This window comes from Roseateles sp. SL47 (assembly GCF_026625885.1).
Taxonomy (GTDB): domain Bacteria; phylum Pseudomonadota; class Gammaproteobacteria; order Burkholderiales; family Burkholderiaceae_C; genus Roseateles.
Map to the genome: position 1 here is coordinate 6,172,154 of NZ_CP113068.1, position 19,890 is coordinate 6,192,043.

The 19,890-nt window shown below is 65.4% G+C and carries 10 protein-coding genes; 9 read left to right on the forward strand and 1 reads right to left on the reverse strand.

What is annotated here, in order from left to right; all coding sequences use genetic code 11:
• The first annotated feature begins 21 nt into the window (after positions 1-21).
• Positions 22-1,242: a choice-of-anchor tandem repeat NxxGxxAF-containing protein gene (locus tag OU995_RS26695; RefSeq protein WP_267833185.1), complete on the forward strand. Its 1,221-nt coding sequence runs from the start codon at positions 22-24 to the stop codon at positions 1,240-1,242.
• Positions 1,243-1,516: 274 nt separating this feature from the next.
• Entirely contained in the window at positions 1,517-1,957 is a 441-nt protein-coding gene (locus OU995_RS26700) for a hypothetical protein (RefSeq protein ID WP_267836396.1), read from the forward strand.
• Here OU995_RS26700 and yddG read toward each other — a convergent pair.
• The gene (gene yddG / locus OU995_RS26705) at positions 1,875-2,840 is read right to left on the reverse strand and encodes an aromatic amino acid DMT transporter YddG (RefSeq protein ID WP_267833186.1); all 966 of its coding nucleotides are present in this window, start codon (positions 2,838-2,840) and stop codon (positions 1,875-1,877) included. The two genes, OU995_RS26700 and yddG, sit on opposite strands and share 83 nt — an antisense overlap.
• Before the next feature lie 198 nt (positions 2,841-3,038).
• Here yddG and OU995_RS26710 point away from each other — a divergent pair, with 198 nt between their 5' ends.
• The 7 genes from OU995_RS26710 to OU995_RS26740 all read left to right on the forward strand — a co-directional run bounded on the left by OU995_RS26710 (position 3,039) and on the right by OU995_RS26740 (position 19,749).
• Entirely contained in the window at positions 3,039-6,968 is a 3,930-nt protein-coding gene (locus OU995_RS26710) for a response regulator (RefSeq protein ID WP_267833187.1), read from the forward strand.
• Between the two features lie 176 nt (positions 6,969-7,144).
• Entirely contained in the window at positions 7,145-8,704 is a 1,560-nt protein-coding gene (locus tag OU995_RS26715; RefSeq protein WP_267833188.1) for a methyl-accepting chemotaxis protein, read from the forward strand.
• 310 nt (positions 8,705-9,014) lie between these two features.
• Positions 9,015-10,958, forward strand: a complete 1,944-nt coding sequence (locus tag OU995_RS26720) for a response regulator (protein ID WP_267833189.1) — start codon at positions 9,015-9,017, stop codon at positions 10,956-10,958.
• A gap of 4 nt (positions 10,959-10,962) precedes the next feature.
• On the forward strand, positions 10,963-15,423 hold the full coding sequence (locus tag OU995_RS26725; protein WP_267833190.1) for a PAS domain S-box protein: 4,461 nt from the start codon (positions 10,963-10,965) through the stop codon (positions 15,421-15,423).
• A 154-nt stretch (positions 15,424-15,577) separates the two neighbouring features.
• Positions 15,578-16,936 (forward strand): HD domain-containing phosphohydrolase, encoded by a 1,359-nt coding sequence (locus OU995_RS26730; RefSeq protein WP_267833191.1) that lies wholly within the window; start codon positions 15,578-15,580, stop codon positions 16,934-16,936.
• A gap of 12 nt (positions 16,937-16,948) precedes the next feature.
• Positions 16,949-17,512: a response regulator gene (locus OU995_RS26735; RefSeq protein ID WP_267833192.1), complete on the forward strand. Its 564-nt coding sequence runs from the start codon at positions 16,949-16,951 to the stop codon at positions 17,510-17,512.
• Positions 17,509-19,749: an ATP-binding protein gene (locus tag OU995_RS26740; RefSeq protein WP_267833193.1), complete on the forward strand. Its 2,241-nt coding sequence runs from the start codon at positions 17,509-17,511 to the stop codon at positions 19,747-19,749. Before OU995_RS26735 ends, OU995_RS26740 begins: the two co-directional genes overlap by 4 nt.
• The last annotated feature ends 141 nt before the right edge of the window (positions 19,750-19,890 follow it).

Sequence of the window (19,890 nt, forward strand, 5' to 3'; positions counted from 1 at the left end):
CCGTTCTCTGCTGCCCCCACCATGCCCTTCCCCTCCCGCACGCTCCGCCTGACCGTCCTCGCCCAGAACAACGCCGGCATCAAGGACTTCCGGCCCTACGTGCCTTCCATCAATGATGCCGGCGTGGTGGCGTTCCAGGCCACCCTGGAGGATGGCCACACCGCCGTGCTGACCCATGACGGCAGCGGCGTCACCACCGTGGCCACCACGGTGAGCGCCAACAGCCCGGTCCAGTGCTTTTCCAGCCACCCGGACATCAACAGCGCCGGCCAGATCTGCATCTACGCCCACATGACCCGCGGGCACGATGCCGTGGTGATGCTGGAGCCGGACGGCCGCCTGCTGCATACACCGGTGGACGGCCCGCTCACCGGCATCGGGCCGCTGGGGCCCACCATGAATGAATCCGGCGGAGTGGCGTTTCGATTCACTTCTGCGCAGGGCCTGGCCAGCATCGGCGTCTGGCAGGACGGACACTGGCGCAGCACTGCTCAGATCGGCACCCAGGCCGTCCCCCTGACCAGCACCCCGACTGCCAACACCAGCGACGCGGCCACTCGCCCCTCTCAGCCCATCGATGGCGATGCCGGGCCTGACGCTTCCAATGCCGGCGCCAGCAACGTGCGCTTCTCCGCCTTCGACGGCCTTCCCGTGGTGAATGCTGCGGGCGATGTCGCTTTCCGCGCCGACCGGTCCGACGGGCTTCAGGGCGTCTTCCTCGCGCGGGGGGGCCAAACGCCGGTCCCGATCATCACCACCGGCGGTGAGATCAGCGCACTGGCCCGCTTCACGATCCTCAATGACCTTGGCCAGATCGCCTTTGCCGCCACCACGGCGGACGGAGAGCCAGCACTGTTTTTCGGCGATGCCCGCGGGGGATCGGGCACAGCCGGCATCACGCCCCTGCTGGGCGGCCACCGGAGCAGCCGTGACAACAGCGGTCGCAGCGGTGATGGCGGTGACTGCGATGGCGGTGGCTTCGAAAGCTTTCGCGGCATCCTGATCAACAAGCAGGGGCCGGTGGTGTTCTACGGCACACCGCACGGCGGCCAACTGGGCATCTACACCGGGCCCGATCCACGGCGGGACCGTCTGCTGGGGCTGGGCGACCCGCTTCTGGGCGGCACCGTCAGTGACTTCGCACTGAACCCCGTCTCGGTGAACGAGGCCGGCCAGATCACCGTGCGTGTGGCGCTGGAAGATGGACGCCAGTTCATCCTCCGGGGTGACCCAGAGCGCTGAGCCCTCCGGCTCAAGGTCGGCTCAACTGCGGCTCAACTTCGGTTCAAGGTCGGCGCCCCGCGCGGCCCCGTCTGGCACCGCTGTGGCACGATGTCCTACCCGCAACGGACGCGTCCTCTTTTAGCCTCGCGGGATGAATCCAGTTGCGCTCCCCCCCTCCCCGAAGGCCCCCTCCCGCAAGGCCTCCAACATCGAGCCCGGACCCGAGCCCGCGCCTGCACTGCTGCGCAGCTTTTCCGTCATCCACGCCCTGCTGGCGCTGCTGTTCGTCTGCATGGCCTTGCTGCTGCTCTACATCGCCGCCAAAGGCATATGGGAGCTGCTGAGCGCCGACCTCAACGATCACGCAGCGCGCAGGGTGATCGAAGCGATGGGCGTGCTGGCGGCGGCCGTGGTGGCGCTCCAGATTGCCCAGACCATCACCGAGGAAGAGGTCATCCGAAGCGCCCACATCAGCGCGCCGACGCGGGTGCGGCGGTTCCTGTCCCGATTCATGGTGGTGATTGTGGTGGCCCTGGCCATCGAAGGCCTGGTGGCCACCTTCCGTGCCTCCCATGAGGGGGCCACGATGCTGCTGCATGCGGCCGCCATGGTGACGGCCGTGGGCATCCTGCTGGCCGGGTGGGGCCTCTTCATTCGCCTGAATCGTTATGCCGAAGAGCTGGAGCCGGAGGCGATGCAGGATGCAAAGCAGGAGGATCAGAAGCTGGAGTAGAACCACAGCGCGTCGCCACCCAGCACAGCAGGGAACCGGCGCAGACCATGCCGGCGCCCTGCCAGAACGTCCAGGGCAGCGGCGCGTTGAGCAGGGCCGCCGCCAGGGCGGCCGACATCACCGGAATGAAATACGAAGCGCCGGCCAGCACCGTCACATGACCGCGCAGAAGGCCCACATTCCAGGCCGAATAACCAAACGCCATGGCCGACGATGCCAGCACCAGGAACCCGACCGAGCGCAGGTTCACCGCCATGGTGGGCTGTTCGCCCCACAAGAACTTGATCCACAGGGCTGCGGCCGACAGCATGAAGAACAGCGTCACGCCGTTCTGACCCTTGGCAATCCGGGGCGTGACAGTGCAGTAGGCCGCCCACAGCAGCGCCCCGACCAAGGCCAGGCCGTAGGTGAGCGGATGGCCCTGGACGTTGGCCACCATCTGGTGCACATCCAACCCTTGATCACCGCCGAGCACCCGGCACACGCCCAGCACACCGAGCAAAAAGCCAGGCACGATCCAGGCATTGGACCGTTGGCCATTGAACAGGATGGCAGCGGTCATGGTGAAGGTGGGCCAGAGGTAGTTCACCATGCCCACCTCGATGGCCTGGCGCCCCGAACTGGCCAGGCCCAGCGACAGCGAGAGGCACAGCTCATAGGCCACAAACAGCGTCCCGCCCACCCACAGGTAGGCCCGCGGCAACTGGGAGATGCGGGTTGGCCCCAACGTGAACAGCAGGATGACCGATGCCACGGTGTAGATCAGCGCCGCACCGCCAGTGGCCCCGAAGCTTTCACTGACGCTTCGGATCAGCCCCACCGAGGCGCTCCACAGCAGGACGGCGATCAGGCCGATGAAGGTGGCGGTCTTTTTGCTGGGCATGGAGCGGCCGATACGGCGGAGTGAATGCGAGCGGGGTGAATGCGAGCGGGGTGATGGCGAGCGGGGTGATTGCCGGCGGGGTGGACGCAGGACGAGCGCTGCAGTGTAGGGGGGCCGCCGGGAAACGCTGGACTCGCCCTTGTATTTGCTGGATCATCAATCCGGCTGCACTTGGCCAGCAGTAGCTTCGCCATATCTGTGACCCGACTCACGCTTCGAAGCCGTGTCATCGGCCTGACGCTGATTGCTTTCTCCGTGCTGGGGGGAATGCTGGCCTGGCATTTGTATGTGGACGGGCGGGCGCGGGTGCGTGCGTCCGAAGAAAGCCACCTGGTGCGGGTCAGTCTGATGGCCGCCCGCCAGGACATCCTGGTGGAACGCGCCGATGCACTGCTGGACGCACTCATGGCCAGCCCCTTGCCCAGCAGCGGTCCGTCGATAGAGGCCTGCAACAAGCAGCTCGCCGCGCTGCTGGCCAATGAATCCGATTACGACCAGTTCGGCATCACCGACGCGCAGGGCAACCGCCTGTGTTCGGCGGTGGATCCCGGCCGCGCGCTGAACTTTTCGGACCGCGCCTGGTTCCAGAGGGCCTTGACCACCCGGGACATTGCGGTGGGAGACATCACCGTCAGCCGCACCATCGGAAAACCCACGGTCACCCTCAGCAAGTCCCGCCGGGCGGCGGACGGCTCGGTCGTGGCTGTCTACTATGGCGGCCTGAACATGAAATGGCTGACCCGCACCGTCTCGGCGGCCGACCGCCTGCCGGACGAGGTGCTCTCCGTCCTCGACGGCCGCGGCGTGATCGTGGCGCGACACCCGGATGTGGAAGGCTGGACAGGCACGCCGATCCCGGGGAGTGTCCTCTCCGTCATCAACAAAGCCAGCAGCGGCGCGTTTGAGGCCGTCAACCGGGCGGGGCAACGCCGCCTGCTTGCGTCGGTGCCGCTGCTGCGCAGCAGCTCAGGCAGCCACTACCGGCTGCTGCTGGCCGCCCCGATGGAACAGATCGAAGCACCGGCCCGCCGCGAAGCCCTGGCGGCCTTCGGTGTGTTGCTCTCGGTGCTGCTGGCCACCGGAGCAGCCCTGCTGATCGGATTGGAGCGCTGGATGGTCCGTCCGCTGCAGCATCTGGCGGCCGTGGTGCAGCGCCAGCGATCCGGCGAGCGGGGCGCGCGAACCGGCATGCAGCATTCGGGTGACGAGATCGGCAGCCTGGCCCAGGCCATTGATGAATCCTCGGTGAGGATCGAAGAGCGCGAAGTGCGGCTTGAATCCTCCAATCGTGCCCTGCGTGTCCTGTCCGCCGGCAACCGCACCCTGCTGCAGCGACATGACGAAGCCGCCCTGCTGAACCAGATGTGCAAGGCCATCATCGAAGCCGGCAACTTCCGTCTCGCCTGGGTGGGTTATGCCACCGACGGCGGCCAGGTCGAGCTGATGGCCATGTATGCCCTGGAACCGGAGCTGCTGCAAGCCCTGTATGCCACCTGGGATCTGGCCAAGGACGGCACCGGGCCGGTGGGCCGCGCGCTGCGGGACAACGAAGTGCAGGTCTGGACCCGCAGCAGCAGCCACCCGGCGGACAAGATCTGGCGCACCGGCGCCCTGCGCCGTGGATGCCTCGCCACCTTGTCGCTGCCGCTGGCGGTGGATGGCCAGGTGATTGGCGTGCTGAACATCTGTTCCGGGGAAGAACATGTGTTTGACCGCAGCACGCTGGAGGTGCTGCAAGAGGCTTCCCACGATCTGTCGCTGGGCATCAGCGTCGCCCGGGCGGAGGTGCAACGCCGGCACTTTGAGGAACAGCTGCGTCAGCACACCGATGAGCTGGAGCATCTGGTCTCCAAACGCACTGCGGACCTGATCGACGCCCGCGAGACCGCCGAAGTGGCCAATCGGGCGAAAAGCGCCTTCCTGGCCAACATGAGCCATGAAATCCGAACCCCGATGAATGCCATCATCGGCCTCACCCACCTGATGCGTCGGGACAGCGTCGATCTGCTGCAGCAGGAGCGGCTGGCCAAGATCGAGCGTGCGGCCCAACACCTGCTGCAGGTCATCAACGACATCCTCGACCTGTCCAAAATCGAAGCCGGCAAGATGCTGCTGGAGGACATCGAGTTCTCGCGCGATGAACTGCTGGCCAATGTCCTGGACCTGGTGGGCAACGACGCCGCCACCAAGCAGCTGGAGCTGGTGCTGGACACCGACCATCTGCCCGAGCACATGCGGGGCGATCCCAAACGCCTGGCGCAGGCGCTGATCAACCTGCTGGCCAATGCGGTGAAGTTCACCGAACACGGCTGGGTGCGCCTCAAGGGTCATCTGCTTCAGGAACAGGGCGACCGGCTGCAACTTCGCTTTGAAGTGACGGATTCCGGCATCGGCATTGCACCGGAGCGGCAAGGGGCCCTGTTCAGCGCCTTTGAACAGGCGGATGTGTCCACCACACGCCGCTATGGGGGCACCGGCCTGGGCCTGGCGCTGACCCGACGCATTACCGAGCTGATGGAGGGCAGCGTCGGCCTGGAAAGCCAGCCGGGACGGGGCAGCACCTTCTGGTTCACCGTCTGGACCGGCCGCGCGGACCGGTCCGACCTGCAGCGGATGCGCGGACGCCTGGAAGGCCGCCATGCGCTCGTGGTGGACGACCTGCCCGAGGCGCTGGACGCCATCGGCGATGCGCTCAAGGTGCTGGGCATGACGGTGGATGCCCACCTCTCCGGCCCCAGCGTCGTCAGCCATGCCGGCGTGGATGTGGATGCGGGCCGGGCAGCCGATGTGCTGATCGTGGATTGGCGCATGGTGCCGTGGGATGGACTGGTCACGCTCACGCGGCTGAGCGAGGTGCTGGGCCCCCACCTGCCGCCCAGCATCCTGGTCACCGCCTACGATGGGGACGCCATCCGGGATCAGGCACTGCAGGTCGGCTTCGGCGCCGTCCTGTCCAAGCCGGTCACGCCCACCCTGCTGTTCGACACCATCGGCCGGCTGCTGGCACCAGCGCCCGACGCTTTACAGCGACCGCCGCATCCTTTGCCCATGGGGGATCTTCCGGAGAACACCCCCTCGGTGGCAGCTTCGGTCGCTGCCGAAGCCGTCACTGCTGCCGCTGCCACATCGTCCTCCCGTCCCGCCGCCGGGCCGGCCACCGGCGATACCGCCGATACCGCCGATACCGGTGCGTCCGCCCCCTCTGCTGCACAGCCATACGCGGCACGGCCCGCCCCTGCCGAAGCGGGCACCTCGCTGCACCTGCCGGAAGACGATGCCCTCCAGGTCCTGCGCAGCCGCCACACCGGACGACGCATCCTGCTCGCCGAGGACAACCCGATCAATCAGGAGGTGGCCCAGGAGCTGCTCACCTCGGCCGGGCTTCAGGTGGATGTCGTCAGCGACGGCGCCAGTGCCGTGGACCGAGCCCGACAGGTCGACTTCGACCTGATCCTGATGGATGTCCAGATGCCCATCATGGATGGGCTGACTGCCACACGACAGATCCGCGCGGCCGGTGGCACCGGCGTGCCGATCATTGCCATGACGGCCAACGCCTTTGGTGAAGAACGACAGGCCTGCCTGGATGCCGGCATGAATGACCATATCGCCAAGCCGGTGGACCCGCAGCGGCTCTACGAGGTGCTGCAACGCCAGCTGAGCGCAGCCGCAGCCGCAGCCGCAGCCGCAGCGGCACGAGCCGTGGCCACTGCCACGCCGCCCACAGGCGCCTCTGGCCCCTCCACCTCGTCCGCCACCGAAGAGATTCCTCCCATTCCCGGCGTGGATGTACCCACAGCCCTGCAGGGAGTGGGGGGCCATCGGGATGTTCTGGAACGCGTCTTGCACCGGTTTGCCGCCACTTATGCCCATGGCGTGCCGGATCTGGCCGACGCCTCCGAACTTCAGCGCCAGGAGCGCTGGCGCATGGCCGCCCATTCGCTGCGGGGCTCCTGCGCCGCCATTGGCGCCAGTGAACTGGCGCGTCGCCTACAGGAATTCGAAGTTGCACTCAAGCAGCCCGGTGGAGACGCCACTGACTTTCAGGACACCGCCCTGTCGCTGAATGAAGCCGTGCAAAAGTTGTCGAATGACATCGCAAAAGTGCTGAATCCCGGTAGGGAATAGCGACAAAAACAGAAATCAGGATCAGGATACGCATCCAACAGATCAGGATCCGCCCCGGCATCGGCGTTTAAACGCCGTGCCCTGCAAGGTTCAATGGCTCAGGGGACTGAAGACGACGGCCGCCATCCCCTCCGGAACTTCTCCGGCGCTTTGCCGTCGATGACAGGGAGAATGACATGCAGGTATTGAAGGATCGGTCCATTGCGACCCGGATGCGCCTTGGTTTTGCGTTGTTGATCGTGATGAGCATGGCGGTGGCTGGATTCGGCCGCGTGGCGCTCAAGCAAGTGGGCGAGGAGATGAATGAGCTCACCACCAAGCATCTGGTGATCGTGACACTCCTCACCAATTTGAAGGATAACGTCAACACCACGGCGCGCGTGGCCCGCAACATCGCCATGCTCACCGATCCAGCCGCCAAGCAGCGCGAAAAGGCCTTGATTGACGCCAATCGAAGCTCCACGCAGGATTTGCTCAAGCAATTGCAGGCGCAATTGGCGGAACAGGCGGGCAGCGAAGTGCTGGAACGCGTCACCGCCACCCGGGAAGCCTATGTCAAGGCCATCAATCCGGCCATCAAGCTGGGCATGGAAGGCAACAATGAAGCCGCCCGTGACCTGCTGGTGGGGGAAGTGAGCCAGACACAAGGGGCGTATTTCGGCGCCCTGGATGAATTGATTGACATACAGCGTTCCGCCATGGAAAAGGCCCGCGCCAATGCGGACCAGACCATCGAACGCGCCGCATGGTCGATGATCGCGCTGCTGTCGCTCTCTGCGGTGCTGGGGGGCAGCATTGCGGGATGGATGGCCCGCAGTGTCACCCGGCCATTACTGGCCGCCATGCACATCACCCAACGCATTGCCAAGGGCGACTTGAGCAGCCACATCCAGGCGGAGTCCCGGGATGAGGTGGGTCAGTTGATGCTCTCGCTGCAGCAAATGCAGGACGCCCTGCGCCGGCTGGTAGGGGTGGTGCGCAGCAGCAGTGACTCGGTGGCCACCGGGGCCGGCCAGATTGCCGTGGGCAACGGAGATCTCTCCCAGCGCACCGAACGCCAGGCCACCAGCCTGCAGCAGACCGCCGCTTCGATGGAGCAGCTCTCCGGCACCGTGACTCACAGTGCCGAAACCGCCCGAGAAGCCACGGACTTTGCCAGCGCGGCCAACCGGGCGGCCGAGCGCGGCGCAGAAGTCATGGGCAATGTGATTCACACCATGACAAATATCAACCAGGCCAGCCAGCGAATTAGCGACATTGTGACTGTCATCGACGGCATTGCATTCCAGACCAACATTCTGGCCTTGAATGCTGCTGTGGAGGCAGCACGCGCTGGTGAAGCCGGCCGCGGTTTTGCAGTCGTCGCCAGTGAAGTCCGCAGTCTGGCGCAACGCTCAGCCACAGCCGCGCGAGAAATCAAGCAATTGATCACCAGTAATGTGGAAACGGTGGAAGCGGGGTCCCGCCTGGTGGACAGCGCCGGCACCAGCATGCAGGAGATTCGGGACCAGGTGGCACGGGTGGTGGGGCTGATCAGCGAGTTGGGACAGACATCCCAGGCACAGAGCCGGGACATCATCCAGATCAACAGCTCGGTGGCGCAACTCGACGAGACGACACAACAGAACGCTGCATTGGTCGAGGAATCGGCCGCTGCGGCGGACAGTCTCAGCCAGCAGGCAAGATTGCTGGTGGATGCGGTGAGCGCATTCAAGCTGGACGCGGAACCGGCTTGATGTGTGGAACGCCTTGTGAACGTCCATGAAAGTCTATGAACGCGCTCTGAACAACTTCTGAACGACTTCTGAATGCCTGTTGGACTCGTTCTGGACGCTATGGATGCTTGGGACGCTTTGGACGCTTTGGACGCTTTCCGGGCGTTCAAATGAGCCCGCAGGCCTACCAGCGCCATCAGTCACCAGCAGGCGCCATTCAGCGTCACACCCGTCAGCATTTAACGTTAGCATGAGCACCAGTGGGCGGGGCATTCCGAGTCCATGAAATCGGAAGTCTCCGTCCCACACGAGGGTGCCGTCGGGGGGGGCTATGGCGAAACAGAGGTCTCTGTTGCTGGTGGACGATGACGCAGCCACGCTGCGCGTCTTGAGCAAGGTCCTGGGCACGTATCCCGACCAGCGACTGGCGATTTCCGGTGAACAGGCGCTGTCACTGGCCCACACCCGCTGCCCGGACCTGATGCTGATCGACATGGAAATGCCGGGCATGTCCGGCACCCAGTTGTGTTCGCTGGTCAAGAATGATTCCTTGCTGGCCCATGTGCCAGTGCTCTTTGTCACCAGTGACGAGTCGGAAGCCACCCGCCTGGAAGCCCTGCAATTGGGCGCCGCCGATTTCGTCACCAAGCCCATCGTTGCGGAGCAACTGCAGGCGCGTGTAGCCGCCGTGCTACGGACCGTGGCGGAGGTGGAACGCGCCAAGGCCGAGGCCACTCACGCCGCGATGCATGAACCGGAGGTGCTGCGTGCCGGGCCCGCCCGCCTGCTGGTGGTGGGCAGCGACCCGCAGGAGGTGGCGGCCCTGCATGAGACGCTGGAAGGCATCGGAGAGGTCCGCACCGCCGATCCGCGCGACCTGGTCATGATCATGGTGCTGGTGCGCTCCTGGCGTCCGGACCTCGTGCTGGTGGACAGCTCACCGACCGGCAAGGACGAACAGGGTTTCGACCTGTGCCGCCTGCTCAAGGCAGCCCCCGGCCTGAACCACGTCCCCATCGTGTTCGTGAGCCGCCAGGCCGACAGCTTCGACGAATCACGCGCCCTGGCCCTGGGCGCCGCCGACATCATCGCCCGCCCGTTCTCCAGCGCGGTACTCAAGGCGCGGGTGCGCAACCTGCTGGAGCTGAAACGACGCACCGACATCGAACTGGCCATGGCGGCTTCCCAGGGCCAGCGGCTGCAGGCCGACCGGCTGGCCGCTGTGGTGGAAGGGGCCTCGGACGGCATCATCACCATCAATGCGGCCGGCGACATTGCGCTGATGAACGCGGCCGCCGGTCGCCTGCTGGACATGGATCCGCTGACCGCCACGGGCCGGCCGGCCAGCGATGTGCTGACCGAGCGCCTGCATGGTCTGGACCTGACGCTGCCGACGTCCGGGCAGCGGGTGCTGATCACCCGTCCAGATCTCACCCGGATCCCTGCCGAGGTCTCCATCTCCACGGTGGGCGACGGCAGCCTGAGGCTGACCACGCTGATGTGCCGCGACCTGACCGACCGGGAGCGTCTGACCGCCGAATCCAGCGCCCGCACTGCGGCCGAGGCGGCCAACAAGACCAAGGCGCTGATGATTTCCTACGTGGCCCATGAGATTGGGAACCCGCTCAATTGCATTCTGGGCTTCGCCCAATTGTTGGCCAGTGATCGGTCATCGCCGCTGACACCGGGGCAGGCGCAGCGGGTGGCGATGATCGAAGCCGGATGCACCCAGCTCTCCACGCTGATGAACGACCTGAGCGCGCTGGGGCATTTCGAACTGGGCCAGCTCTCGGTGCAGCGTGGCCCGGTCGATGTGAAGGGCACGCTCGACAGCGCTCTGCAGACCACCGCCGGACTGGCCGAGCAGATGGGCATCAGCCTGACCCACGACGATCAGATGCCGCCCGGTCTGCTGGCCCTGGGCGATGGCAACCGGCTCCGCCAGTGCCTGGTCAATCTGCTGAGCAACGGCATCAAATACAACAAACGCAGAGGACGGGTGTCCGTCACGCTCAGGGTCCTCAACGATCACCTGGAAATCTCGATCGCCGACACCGGCATCGGCATGACCGAGGAACAGATCTCCCACTTGTTCGAGCCCTTCAACCGCTTGGGGCTGCAGGGCAGCCACCTGCCTGGCACCGGGCTGGGCCTGGTGGTGACCCGCCAACTGATCGATGCGATGGGCGGCCGCCTGATCGTGACCAGCACCCCCAACGAAGGCAGCTGCTTCACGCTGGAGCTGCAACTGTCCGAGGCAGTCCAGCCGCTCTGACACCATGCCCAAGGCCCTCTGGAAAGACCGGAAGTCTCTGGCGGCCCGAGATGCCCTGCGGGCGCTGCTCGTGGGCATCGGCCTGGCAGCGACGGCCTTGGTGTGGCAGTACCGCGAGAACCAGGACACCATCGCCAGCCGCAGCCATGCGCTCGCCCAGGAGGTGGCCCAACAGGTGAAACTCCGCATGCGCACCTATGAATACGGCTTGCGCGGCGCTCGGGGTGCCATCGTTGCGGCCGGGACGCATCGAATCACCCGCGAAGACTTCCGGCGATATGCGCTCACCCGCGACATCAACAAGGAATTTCAGGGCGCTCGGGGATTTGGCTTCATCCGCCGTGTGCAACGCAGCCAGCTCAACGACTTCGCCCTCAGCGCACGGCGGGACGGCGCGCCTGCTTTTGAAGTGCGACAGCTGAGCCCCAACGCGGGCGAGCTGTTTGTCATCCAGTACATCGAGCCGCAGGAATACAACGCGGCCGCCGTGGGTCTGGACATCGCCTCTGAAGAGCGGCGGCGCCAGGCGGCCATGCAGTCCATGGCCGAAGCCCGGGCCATCCTCACCCGCCCCATCACACTGGTGCAGGCGTTGGGCAAGCGGCGGCAGTCGTTCCTGCTGCTGCTGCCCATCTACAGCACCGACCAGCCGCCGCTCACGTTGGAAGAGCGCATTCGGGCCACCGTGGGCTGGTCCTATGCGCCCATCAGCGTGGACGATGTCCTGAGCAATCTGGACAGCCGGCCGGAGTTTTACGACCTGGCACTGCGCGATCTGGATGACGTGCTGGCCGAGGAAGATTCCGACCCATTTTTTTCGACCCGGGCAGACGGCAAGGGCCTCACCGGCAAACCCGCCGCTCGCCTGATGCTGGATGTCTACGGTCGCCGCTGGCAGGCGGAAATCGAGCCCACCGCCGCCTTTGTGAATTCGCTGGGCCTGCGCTCCCTGGCCGAGGTGACCCTGGAGTCAACGCTGGGCATCTTGCTGATCACCGCCATCGCCTGGTTCTACGGACAGGCGCGCATGCGGCAGAGGGAGTTGCGCGCCGAGCAGGCCCGCCGCGCTGCGATGGTGGAGGCCTCAGCGGATGCACTGATCGGCGTCTCACTGGACGGCCACGTCACCTCCTGGAACCCGGCCGCCACCGGCATGTTCGGCTACACCTTGCAGGAAGCCGTTGGCCAGCCGCTGGACGCGCTGATTGTGCCGCCCTCGCGGGAAGCCGACACGGCGGCCATCCTCACCCACCTGAAGGAAGCGCGCCCGGTGCCGACCTACGACACCGTTCGCCGCGACCGGGCGGGCCGCGAGTTTGATGTCGCCATTTCCATGACCCCGCTGCGCAACGATGCTGGCGTCGTGGCAGGCATGTTGAAAACAGTGCGTGACATCAGCGATACCAAGGAAGCCGAACGCCAGCTCCAGCGCCTGACACGGCAGCTGGAAGACAAGGTCAGCGAACGCACGGCCAGCCTGCAGGCCGCGCAGCGCGACTTGCGCAATATCCTGGATGCCCTGCCCTCAATGGTGGGCTATTGGGACCGGAACCTGCGCAACCGCTTTGCCAATCGGGCATACCGCAACTGGTTCGACCTGCGCGCCGAGGACATGGTCGGCAAGACCATGTCCGAATTGCTCGGATCCCTCTACCAGCTCAACCGCGGCCATGTCGAAGCCGCCCTGCGCGGGGAACCCCAAACCTTCGAACGCAGCATCCCCCGCCCCGACGGAACGGGCGTGCGCCATTCCCTGGCGCACTATCTGCCGGATGTGGTGGATGGAGAAGTCCAGGGGTTCTATGTCCTGGTGCACGACATCACCGAGCTGCGGGAAAGCCGCTTGCACGCTGCGGCCAGCCATGCACGGCTGACGCTGGCCACCGGTGCAGCGGGCATCGGCGTGTGGGAATACGACCTGGTTGATGGCTCTTCCACCTGGGATGAGCGCATGTACCGCCTCTACCACCTGGACCCTGCCCTCGGGCTGCAAGGGGGTGCCTTCTGGCGCAACAGCATCCATCCCGAGGACATCGACCGTCTGGAGGCCGGGCTGCAGGACTGCCTGCATGGTCGCCAGGACTTCAACATGGAGTTCCGCATCCGCTGGCCGGAAGGACAGGTGCGCTACATCCGTGCCGTCGCCCGGGTAGAGCCCAGTGCGGAGGGAGCATCACGGCGCATGATCGGTGTGAACTGGGATGTCACCGACCAGAAGCGGGCGGAGCTGGAGCTGATGGAGGCCACCTCGCTGCTGCGCACGGTGCTGGAATCTGCGTCCGAGGTGTCCATCGTCGCCACCGACCGCGATTTCATCATCCGTGTGTTCAATTCCGGCGCCGAAAAGCTGCTGGGCTACCAGGCCGCAGAAATCATCGGCCTGGCCACGCCCGGCCTACTGCATGTGCCCGCGGAAATCAAGGCCCGTGCCCGTGAACTGGGCCTGGCGCAAGGGCGCCGTATCGGCGGCGAACAATACTTCCGCGAGCCGGGTGCCCACGGCATTGCGCAGGTCTGGACCTATCGGCGCAAGGACGGCGCCCAGGTGCCGGTGTCCTTGGTCATCACCGCCATGCACGACAAGAACGGGGAGCTGCTTGGCTACCTGGGCATCGCCCACGACATCAGTGAACAGCAACGCCATGAACGCGCCCTGCTGGAGGCCAAGACGGCGGCCGAGCAGGCCAGCCGCGCCAAGAGCCAGTTCCTGGCCAACATGAGCCATGAAATCCGCACGCCGATGAATGCACTGATCGGCCTCGGCTTCCTGCTGGAGCAGACCCGGCTGAACGGGCAGCAGCAGGAGCTGCTGACCAAGATGGTCCGCGCCAGCCAGCATCTGCTGGGCATCATCAACGATGTGCTGGACCTCTCCAAGATCGAAGCCGGTGAGTTGGGGATTTCGACCCAGCCCTTTGCGCTGGCCGAGCTGGTGGACTACCTCGTCGACGTGATGAAGGTGCAGGCCCAGCAAAAAGGCATCTTGCTGATGCAGCATGTCCCGGAGCCCTTGCCAGCGCTGGTGATCGGCGATTCCCTGCGCGTCAATCAGATCCTGACCAACCTGCTGGGCAACGCCATCAAGTTCACCGATGCCGGCCATGTGCGGCTCTCCACCCTGCTGCTGCCCGCACCCGAAGGGCAGGTTCGAATTCGCTTCGAAGTGGAGGACACCGGCATTGGCGTGGCCCCCGAGGCAGCGAGCGTGCTGTTCCAGCCATTTGCGCAGGGCGACAACTCCATCACCCGCCGCTTCGGCGGGACCGGCCTGGGGCTGTCCATCGTCAAGCAACTGGCGGAGCTGATGGGCGGCCTGGTGGGCTTCTCCAGCCAAACGGGCCAGGGCAGCCGCTTTTGGGTGGAGCTGCCGTTTGAACTGGCCGATGAAGCACTGATCACCGCGCCAGTCCTTCCCAGCACCACCGCACGGGATGCGCTGGCCGGCATTTCGGTACTGGTGGTGGACGACAGCGAAATCAATCTGGAAGTGGCCAAGCGCATCCTCGAATCCTGCGGGGCCTCGGTTGCACTGGCCACCGATGGGCGTGAAGCGGTGGACTACCTGCGCCAGCATGCGCAGCAGTGCCACCTGGTGTTGATGGACATCCACATGCCGGTGCTGGACGGCATGGCCGCCACCCGCATGATCCGGCAGGACCTGGGGCTGGAGGCCCTGCCCATCGTGGCGCTCACCGCTGGCGCCCTGGCCAGCCAGCGGCAGGAGGCCCGCTTTGCAGGCATGAACGACTTCATCGTCAAACCCTTCCAGCCCGGGGAAGTCATCGACTGCATCTGCCGACATGTGAAGCGGGTGCGAAGTGCCACGCCGACCAGCGATGCCGATGCCGCCGAGGCACTGGACCCGATGGGGGATTGGCCGACGATCACCGGCATCGACACCGCCGATGTGCGGCAGCGCCTGGACGGCGACCACACCTTGTTCCTCTCGCTGCTGGGCATGCTGCTGAAGGACAACCCGTCCGTGCCTCTGCCCAGCATGGCGGGTGAGGGCATGCCCGCCCTGGCCGCCCGTCTGCACAAACTGCGCGGCAGTGCCGGCAATGTCGGTGCGGTGGCGATTGCGGCCACGGCAACGCTCGCAGAGACCGCCTGCCGCCACGGCGACCTGCAGACCACCCTGGGCCATGTGATCCGGCTGAACGAGCAACTGGCCGCCCTGAAGGCTGCTGCCGCGCCCTGGCTGGCGGATGACGCCAGCCCCACCGTGACATCGGTGGACGCCTCACCGGATGTGCCCACGCTACTGCGGCTGCTGCGCGACCAGCAGTCCGAGGCGCTGGCCATGTTCGACCACCTGTCGCAGACGCTGCGCCAGCAACTGGGGCAGGAACGTTATGACCAGGCGCGCGAGCGGGTCGATGAACTGCGTCTGGCCGACGCTGGCGAGCTGCTGAGTGGATGGCTGACGACCTCTGCCAGCAGTTCGCCCGCTGCCTCGGACTGAACACCCGGCGGACCATCGGAGGGGGCTTTTGGCCGACGGATGAAGGGATGGCGCTATCCCGTGAGGAAATGGCGGGGATGTTGGACTTCGTTCCACCGCATCCGTCCGAATCGAGGCATACACTGGGCGACAGAAGTCCCTTCGGGAGAGTCCCATGGATACGGATGCCCAGCCGCCCGTTGTCCTCTTTGTGGATGATGAACCCTCCATCCTGAGCGCCTTGCGCCGACTGGTGCGGCCGCAGGGATATCGGGTCCTTCTGGCGTCCGGTGGCGCCGAAGGCCTGGCGCTTCTGGCCCAGGAGCCGGTGGATGTGGTGGTCTCCGACATGCGCATGCCGGAGATGGATGGCGCCGCCTTCCTGGAGAAGGTCCATCAGTCGTTTCCCCAGGTCGGCCGTATCCTGCTGACCGGCTATGCCGACATCCAGACGACAGTGGCGGCGGTCAATCTCGGCCAGATCCAACGCTACATCGCCAAGCCGTGGGATGACCGCGAACTGCTGGGCGCCATCGAGGATTCCATCTCGCGGCGCCGGCTGGCACTGCAGAATCAGGCGCTGCTGGCCCTGACCGCGCGCCAGAACGAAGAGCTGGCGGCCCTGAACGAAGATCTCACCAAACGGGTGCGGGCACGCACACAGGAACTGGAGCAGGTCAATGCAATGCTGGAGCGCTCCTTCAGCGAGGCCCAGGAGAATTTCCTGTTGTCCATCCAGGTGTTCTCCGGCCTGATGGAATTGCGCGAAGGAGGCCTGGTCGGCTATTCACGCCAGGTGGCCGACCTGGCACGGCGATCGGCCCGGCATCTGGGCCTGTCCCAGCGCCAGCAGGAGGACCTGCATATCGCGGGCTTGCTGCATGAGATTGGCAAGATCGGCCTTCCGGACAGTCTGCTGCACAAGCCGGTCTCGGTGATGAATGCGGACGATCTGGCGCGCTACCGCCGCCATCCGCTCAATGGCGAAGCCGCGCTGCTGCCGCTGGCCGAGCTGCAGCACGTGGCTCGACTGGTGCGCTGGCAACATGAGCGCATTGACGGCCACGGGTTCCCCGATGGGCTCTCCGCCGAAGCGCTGCCCTTGGACGCTCAGGTCCTGAGCGCCGTGAGCGACTATTGCTCCGCCCTCAGCGGCCGTCTCGCAGAGCAGCGCTACTCACCCGCGCAGGCGGTGCAGTTGATCCGCGGTGGGGCCGGCACCCGCTATGAGCATGATGTGGTGGAGGCGCTGCAGAAGGCGTTGGCCGAAGCACCGCAGGATCAAGCACATGAACGGCACCTGGGCGCGCATGAGATTCAGCCCGGCATGGTGCTGTCGCGGGACCTGATCACCCCCAAGGGCACCTTGCTGCTGGCCGCAGGCCACGTGTTTGATGCGCGGATGGTCCGCCAGATCAGGGAGTTTGCCAACCGGGAGGGCGCGAAGCTGACGTTCTCCGTCCGGATCGACGAGGAGGCTGCCAAGGCCAGCGCACCCGTTGGTCCCGAGACTTCCACGCCGCAGGCGGCGTGACAGGAGCCCTGTATGGATGAGCGCGTTCTGATCGTGGATGACGAGCCCGGAATTCTTCATGCGCTGAACCGGCTGCTCCGTCATGGCCTGACGACAGCGTCCGGCGGCCGGTATGTGGTGGATGAATGTGCCCATGGCGCCGCAGCCTTGGAACGAGCCCGGCGCCATGTGTATGTGTTGGCCATCTCAGACTACCGGATGCCGGAGATGAATGGGGTGGAATTCCTCACGGCCCTGAAAGACCTGCAACCCGACTGCCAGCGCATGATCGTCTCCGGGTATACGGACATGAACGCCCTGGTGCGGGCCGTGAATGACGCCGGGATCGTGCGCTTCGTTGGCAAGCCCTGGGTGGACCTGGATCTGCTGTGTGTCGTCCGCCAGGTGCTGCAGATGCGCCACCTGATGATGGAGAACCAGCGCCTGGCCGACCAGGTGCGGGTGCAGCAGGGGCGGCTGACGGCGCAGGAGGCCGAGTTGAAGCGGCTGGAACTGCTGGAGCCCGGCCTCACCCAGGTCACCTGGGCGGACGACGGCTCCTTCATTCTGGAAGACCCCAGCGAAGTCAGACAATGAACACCCTTCTGTTCGCTGATGACGCCGGCACCGATGACGTCGCGGGTGCGCCTGAAGCGGCCGCCGGTGGCTCCGTCTGGCCGGATGCGCTGCCGGCCGCGCTCTATGCCGCCTGGGAAGCCGTGACCACGCCGGTGCTGGTGCATGACGACACCCGCGTGGTCTATGCCAACGGCGCGGGCCTGCGGCTGCTGGGTTATTCAGATGTCCAGCTGGCGACCATGCGTTTTGATGGTTGGGCCACGCCGGAGCACCAGCCGCTGCTGCGCGACTACGCCCACGCGGCGTTGGGCCAAACCGATCAACTGGCGCCCGCCATGGAAATCGAGGCCTTGACCGGCAGCGGTGTGGTGCGGGTGCTGGAATTGACGGCACGGTCATTTGTGCACGAATCGCGCCCCTTCAACGTGATGACGCTGCAGGACTTGAGCGACATGCGCTTTGTGCAGACCAGCCTGCTGAATGTGGGGCGGGTGCTGCACCAGATCATCGAGAACAGTCCGGTGGCCAGCTTCGTCCTGGATGCGGAGCACCGCGTCACCCACTGGAATGCGGCCTGCGCCAAACTGACGGGGCGGGACGGCACGGACATGCTCGGCAGCGACGAAGCCTGGACCGCGTTCTATCAGGAACGCCGCCCGCTTCTGTCGGACATGATCATCCATAGCGCCTCGCATGAGGATTACGAGCGGGCCTACGGCGGTGCCTGCCGGCGCTCAGCCATTGTTGACAACGCCTACGAGGTGGAGTCTTACTTCCCCGACATGCAGGACGGCGGTCGCTGGCTCTTCTTCACTGCAGCACCGCTGCTTGACGCACAGGGCAAGGTGGTGGGTGCCATCGAAACCCTGCAGGATGTGACCCAGCGCCGTCGTTCGGATGAAGAGCTGCGCCGGCATCGCGCCGAGTTGGAAGACCTGGTGGCGGAGCGCACGGCCGAGCTGCTGCTGACCCACCATGAACTGGAGGCCTTTCTGGAGAATGCCTCGGTGGGCATCATCACCACCCAGGGGGCCCGCATTCAGCGAGGCAACCGCAAATTTGCCGAGATGTTTGAACTGGGTGATGAGCTGGCCGGCGGGCAACCCACGCGACGTTTTTTCCCGAACGAGGAATCGCTGCGTTCGCTGCTGGCGGTGGCGGGGCCCGTGCTGAAGCGCGGAGATTCCCTGCGCCATGAAATGGAGCTGGTGTCGCTCAAGGGCAAGCGGCTGTGGGTGCAGTTGATTGCCTACGTGGCCAATCCACAGGCGGAGACCACCCACACCTGGTGGTTGCTCCAGGACCGCACGGAAGAGCGCCGTGTACAGATGGCGCTGGAAGAGAACTTCGAGCGCATCAAGTCCACCAACACCCGGCTGGAAGAGGCCCAGAACCAGCTGCTGCAGGCGGAGAAGATGGCCTCCATCGGCCAGCTCGCTGCCGGTGTGGCGCACGAGATCAACAATCCCATCGGCTTTGTGAGCTCCAACCTGCACACGCTGCGCGGTTATGTGGAGCCGGTGTTTGCGCTGCTGGATGAATTGCGCCAGCTGCCGCCCCAGAGCCTGCCCGACCCCGCCGCGCGCGACCTGAAAGACCTGGACAAGCGCATCGACCTGGACTTTGTGAAAGAGGACCTGCCGCAACTGCTGGACGAAAGCGAGGACGGCCTGATCCGCGTGAAGAAAATCGTGCAGGATCTGAAAGACTTCTCTCGTGTGGACCATGCGGAGTGGCAGGACGCCAATCTCAACGCGGGTCTGGATTCCACCCTCAATGTGGTGATGAACGAGGTGAAGTACAAAGCCGAGGTCAAGCGAGACTATGAGGATTTGCCTCCTGTGCGCTGCATTGCAGCCCAGTTGAATCAGGTGTTCATGAACCTGATCGTGAATGCCGCCCATGCGATTCCGCAGCGGGGGGAAATCCGCTTGCGCACTGCCGTGGAAGGCGAATGGGTGCGGATCGAGGTGGAGGACACCGGCAGCGGGATGACGGAAGACGTGCGCCGCCGCATTTTCGAGCCCTTCTTCACCACCAAGCCGGTCGGCAAAGGCACCGGCCTGGGCTTGTCCCTGTCTTACTCCATCATCCAGAAGCATGCGGGCCGCGTTGAAGTGGAAAGCACCCCGGGCGTGGGGACCACCTTCAAGGTCTGGATTCCGATCCGGCCGCCGAGCGGCGCGGGGGAGGTGGCGGCGGTGCAGGCCACGCCGGCTTCTGCGGCACTGGCGTGGGCGGCTGGACGGGCGTGAGCGGCGATGAGGGGCGCGACCGGCCATGGCGGGCGGTGGCGGGCGGTGGCGGGCGGTGACGGGCGGTGACGGGCGTAATGGCATCGAATCCTGCACCCGGGATGTGAGCGCCATGCGCCCTACTGGGCGCCAGATGGATGG

Coding starts and splice junctions, on each gene's coding strand:
- OU995_RS26735 (WP_267833192.1), top strand. CDS start 16,949: ATGGATGAGCGCGTTCTGATCGTGGATGACGAGCCCGGAATTCTTCAT.
- OU995_RS26715 (WP_267833188.1), top strand. CDS start 7,145: ATGCAGGTATTGAAGGATCGGTCCATTGCGACCCGGATGCGCCTTGGT.
- OU995_RS26720 (WP_267833189.1), top strand. CDS start 9,015: ATGGCGAAACAGAGGTCTCTGTTGCTGGTGGACGATGACGCAGCCACG.
- OU995_RS26700 (WP_267836396.1), top strand. CDS start 1,517: ATGGCCTTGCTGCTGCTCTACATCGCCGCCAAAGGCATATGGGAGCTG.
- OU995_RS26725 (WP_267833190.1), top strand. CDS start 10,963: ATGCCCAAGGCCCTCTGGAAAGACCGGAAGTCTCTGGCGGCCCGAGAT.
- OU995_RS26695 (WP_267833185.1), top strand. CDS start 22: ATGCCCTTCCCCTCCCGCACGCTCCGCCTGACCGTCCTCGCCCAGAAC.
- OU995_RS26730 (WP_267833191.1), top strand. CDS start 15,578: ATGGATACGGATGCCCAGCCGCCCGTTGTCCTCTTTGTGGATGATGAA.
- OU995_RS26740 (WP_267833193.1), top strand. CDS start 17,509: ATGAACACCCTTCTGTTCGCTGATGACGCCGGCACCGATGACGTCGCG.
- yddG (WP_267833186.1), bottom strand. CDS start 2,840: ATGCCCAGCAAAAAGACCGCCACCTTCATCGGCCTGATCGCCGTCCTG.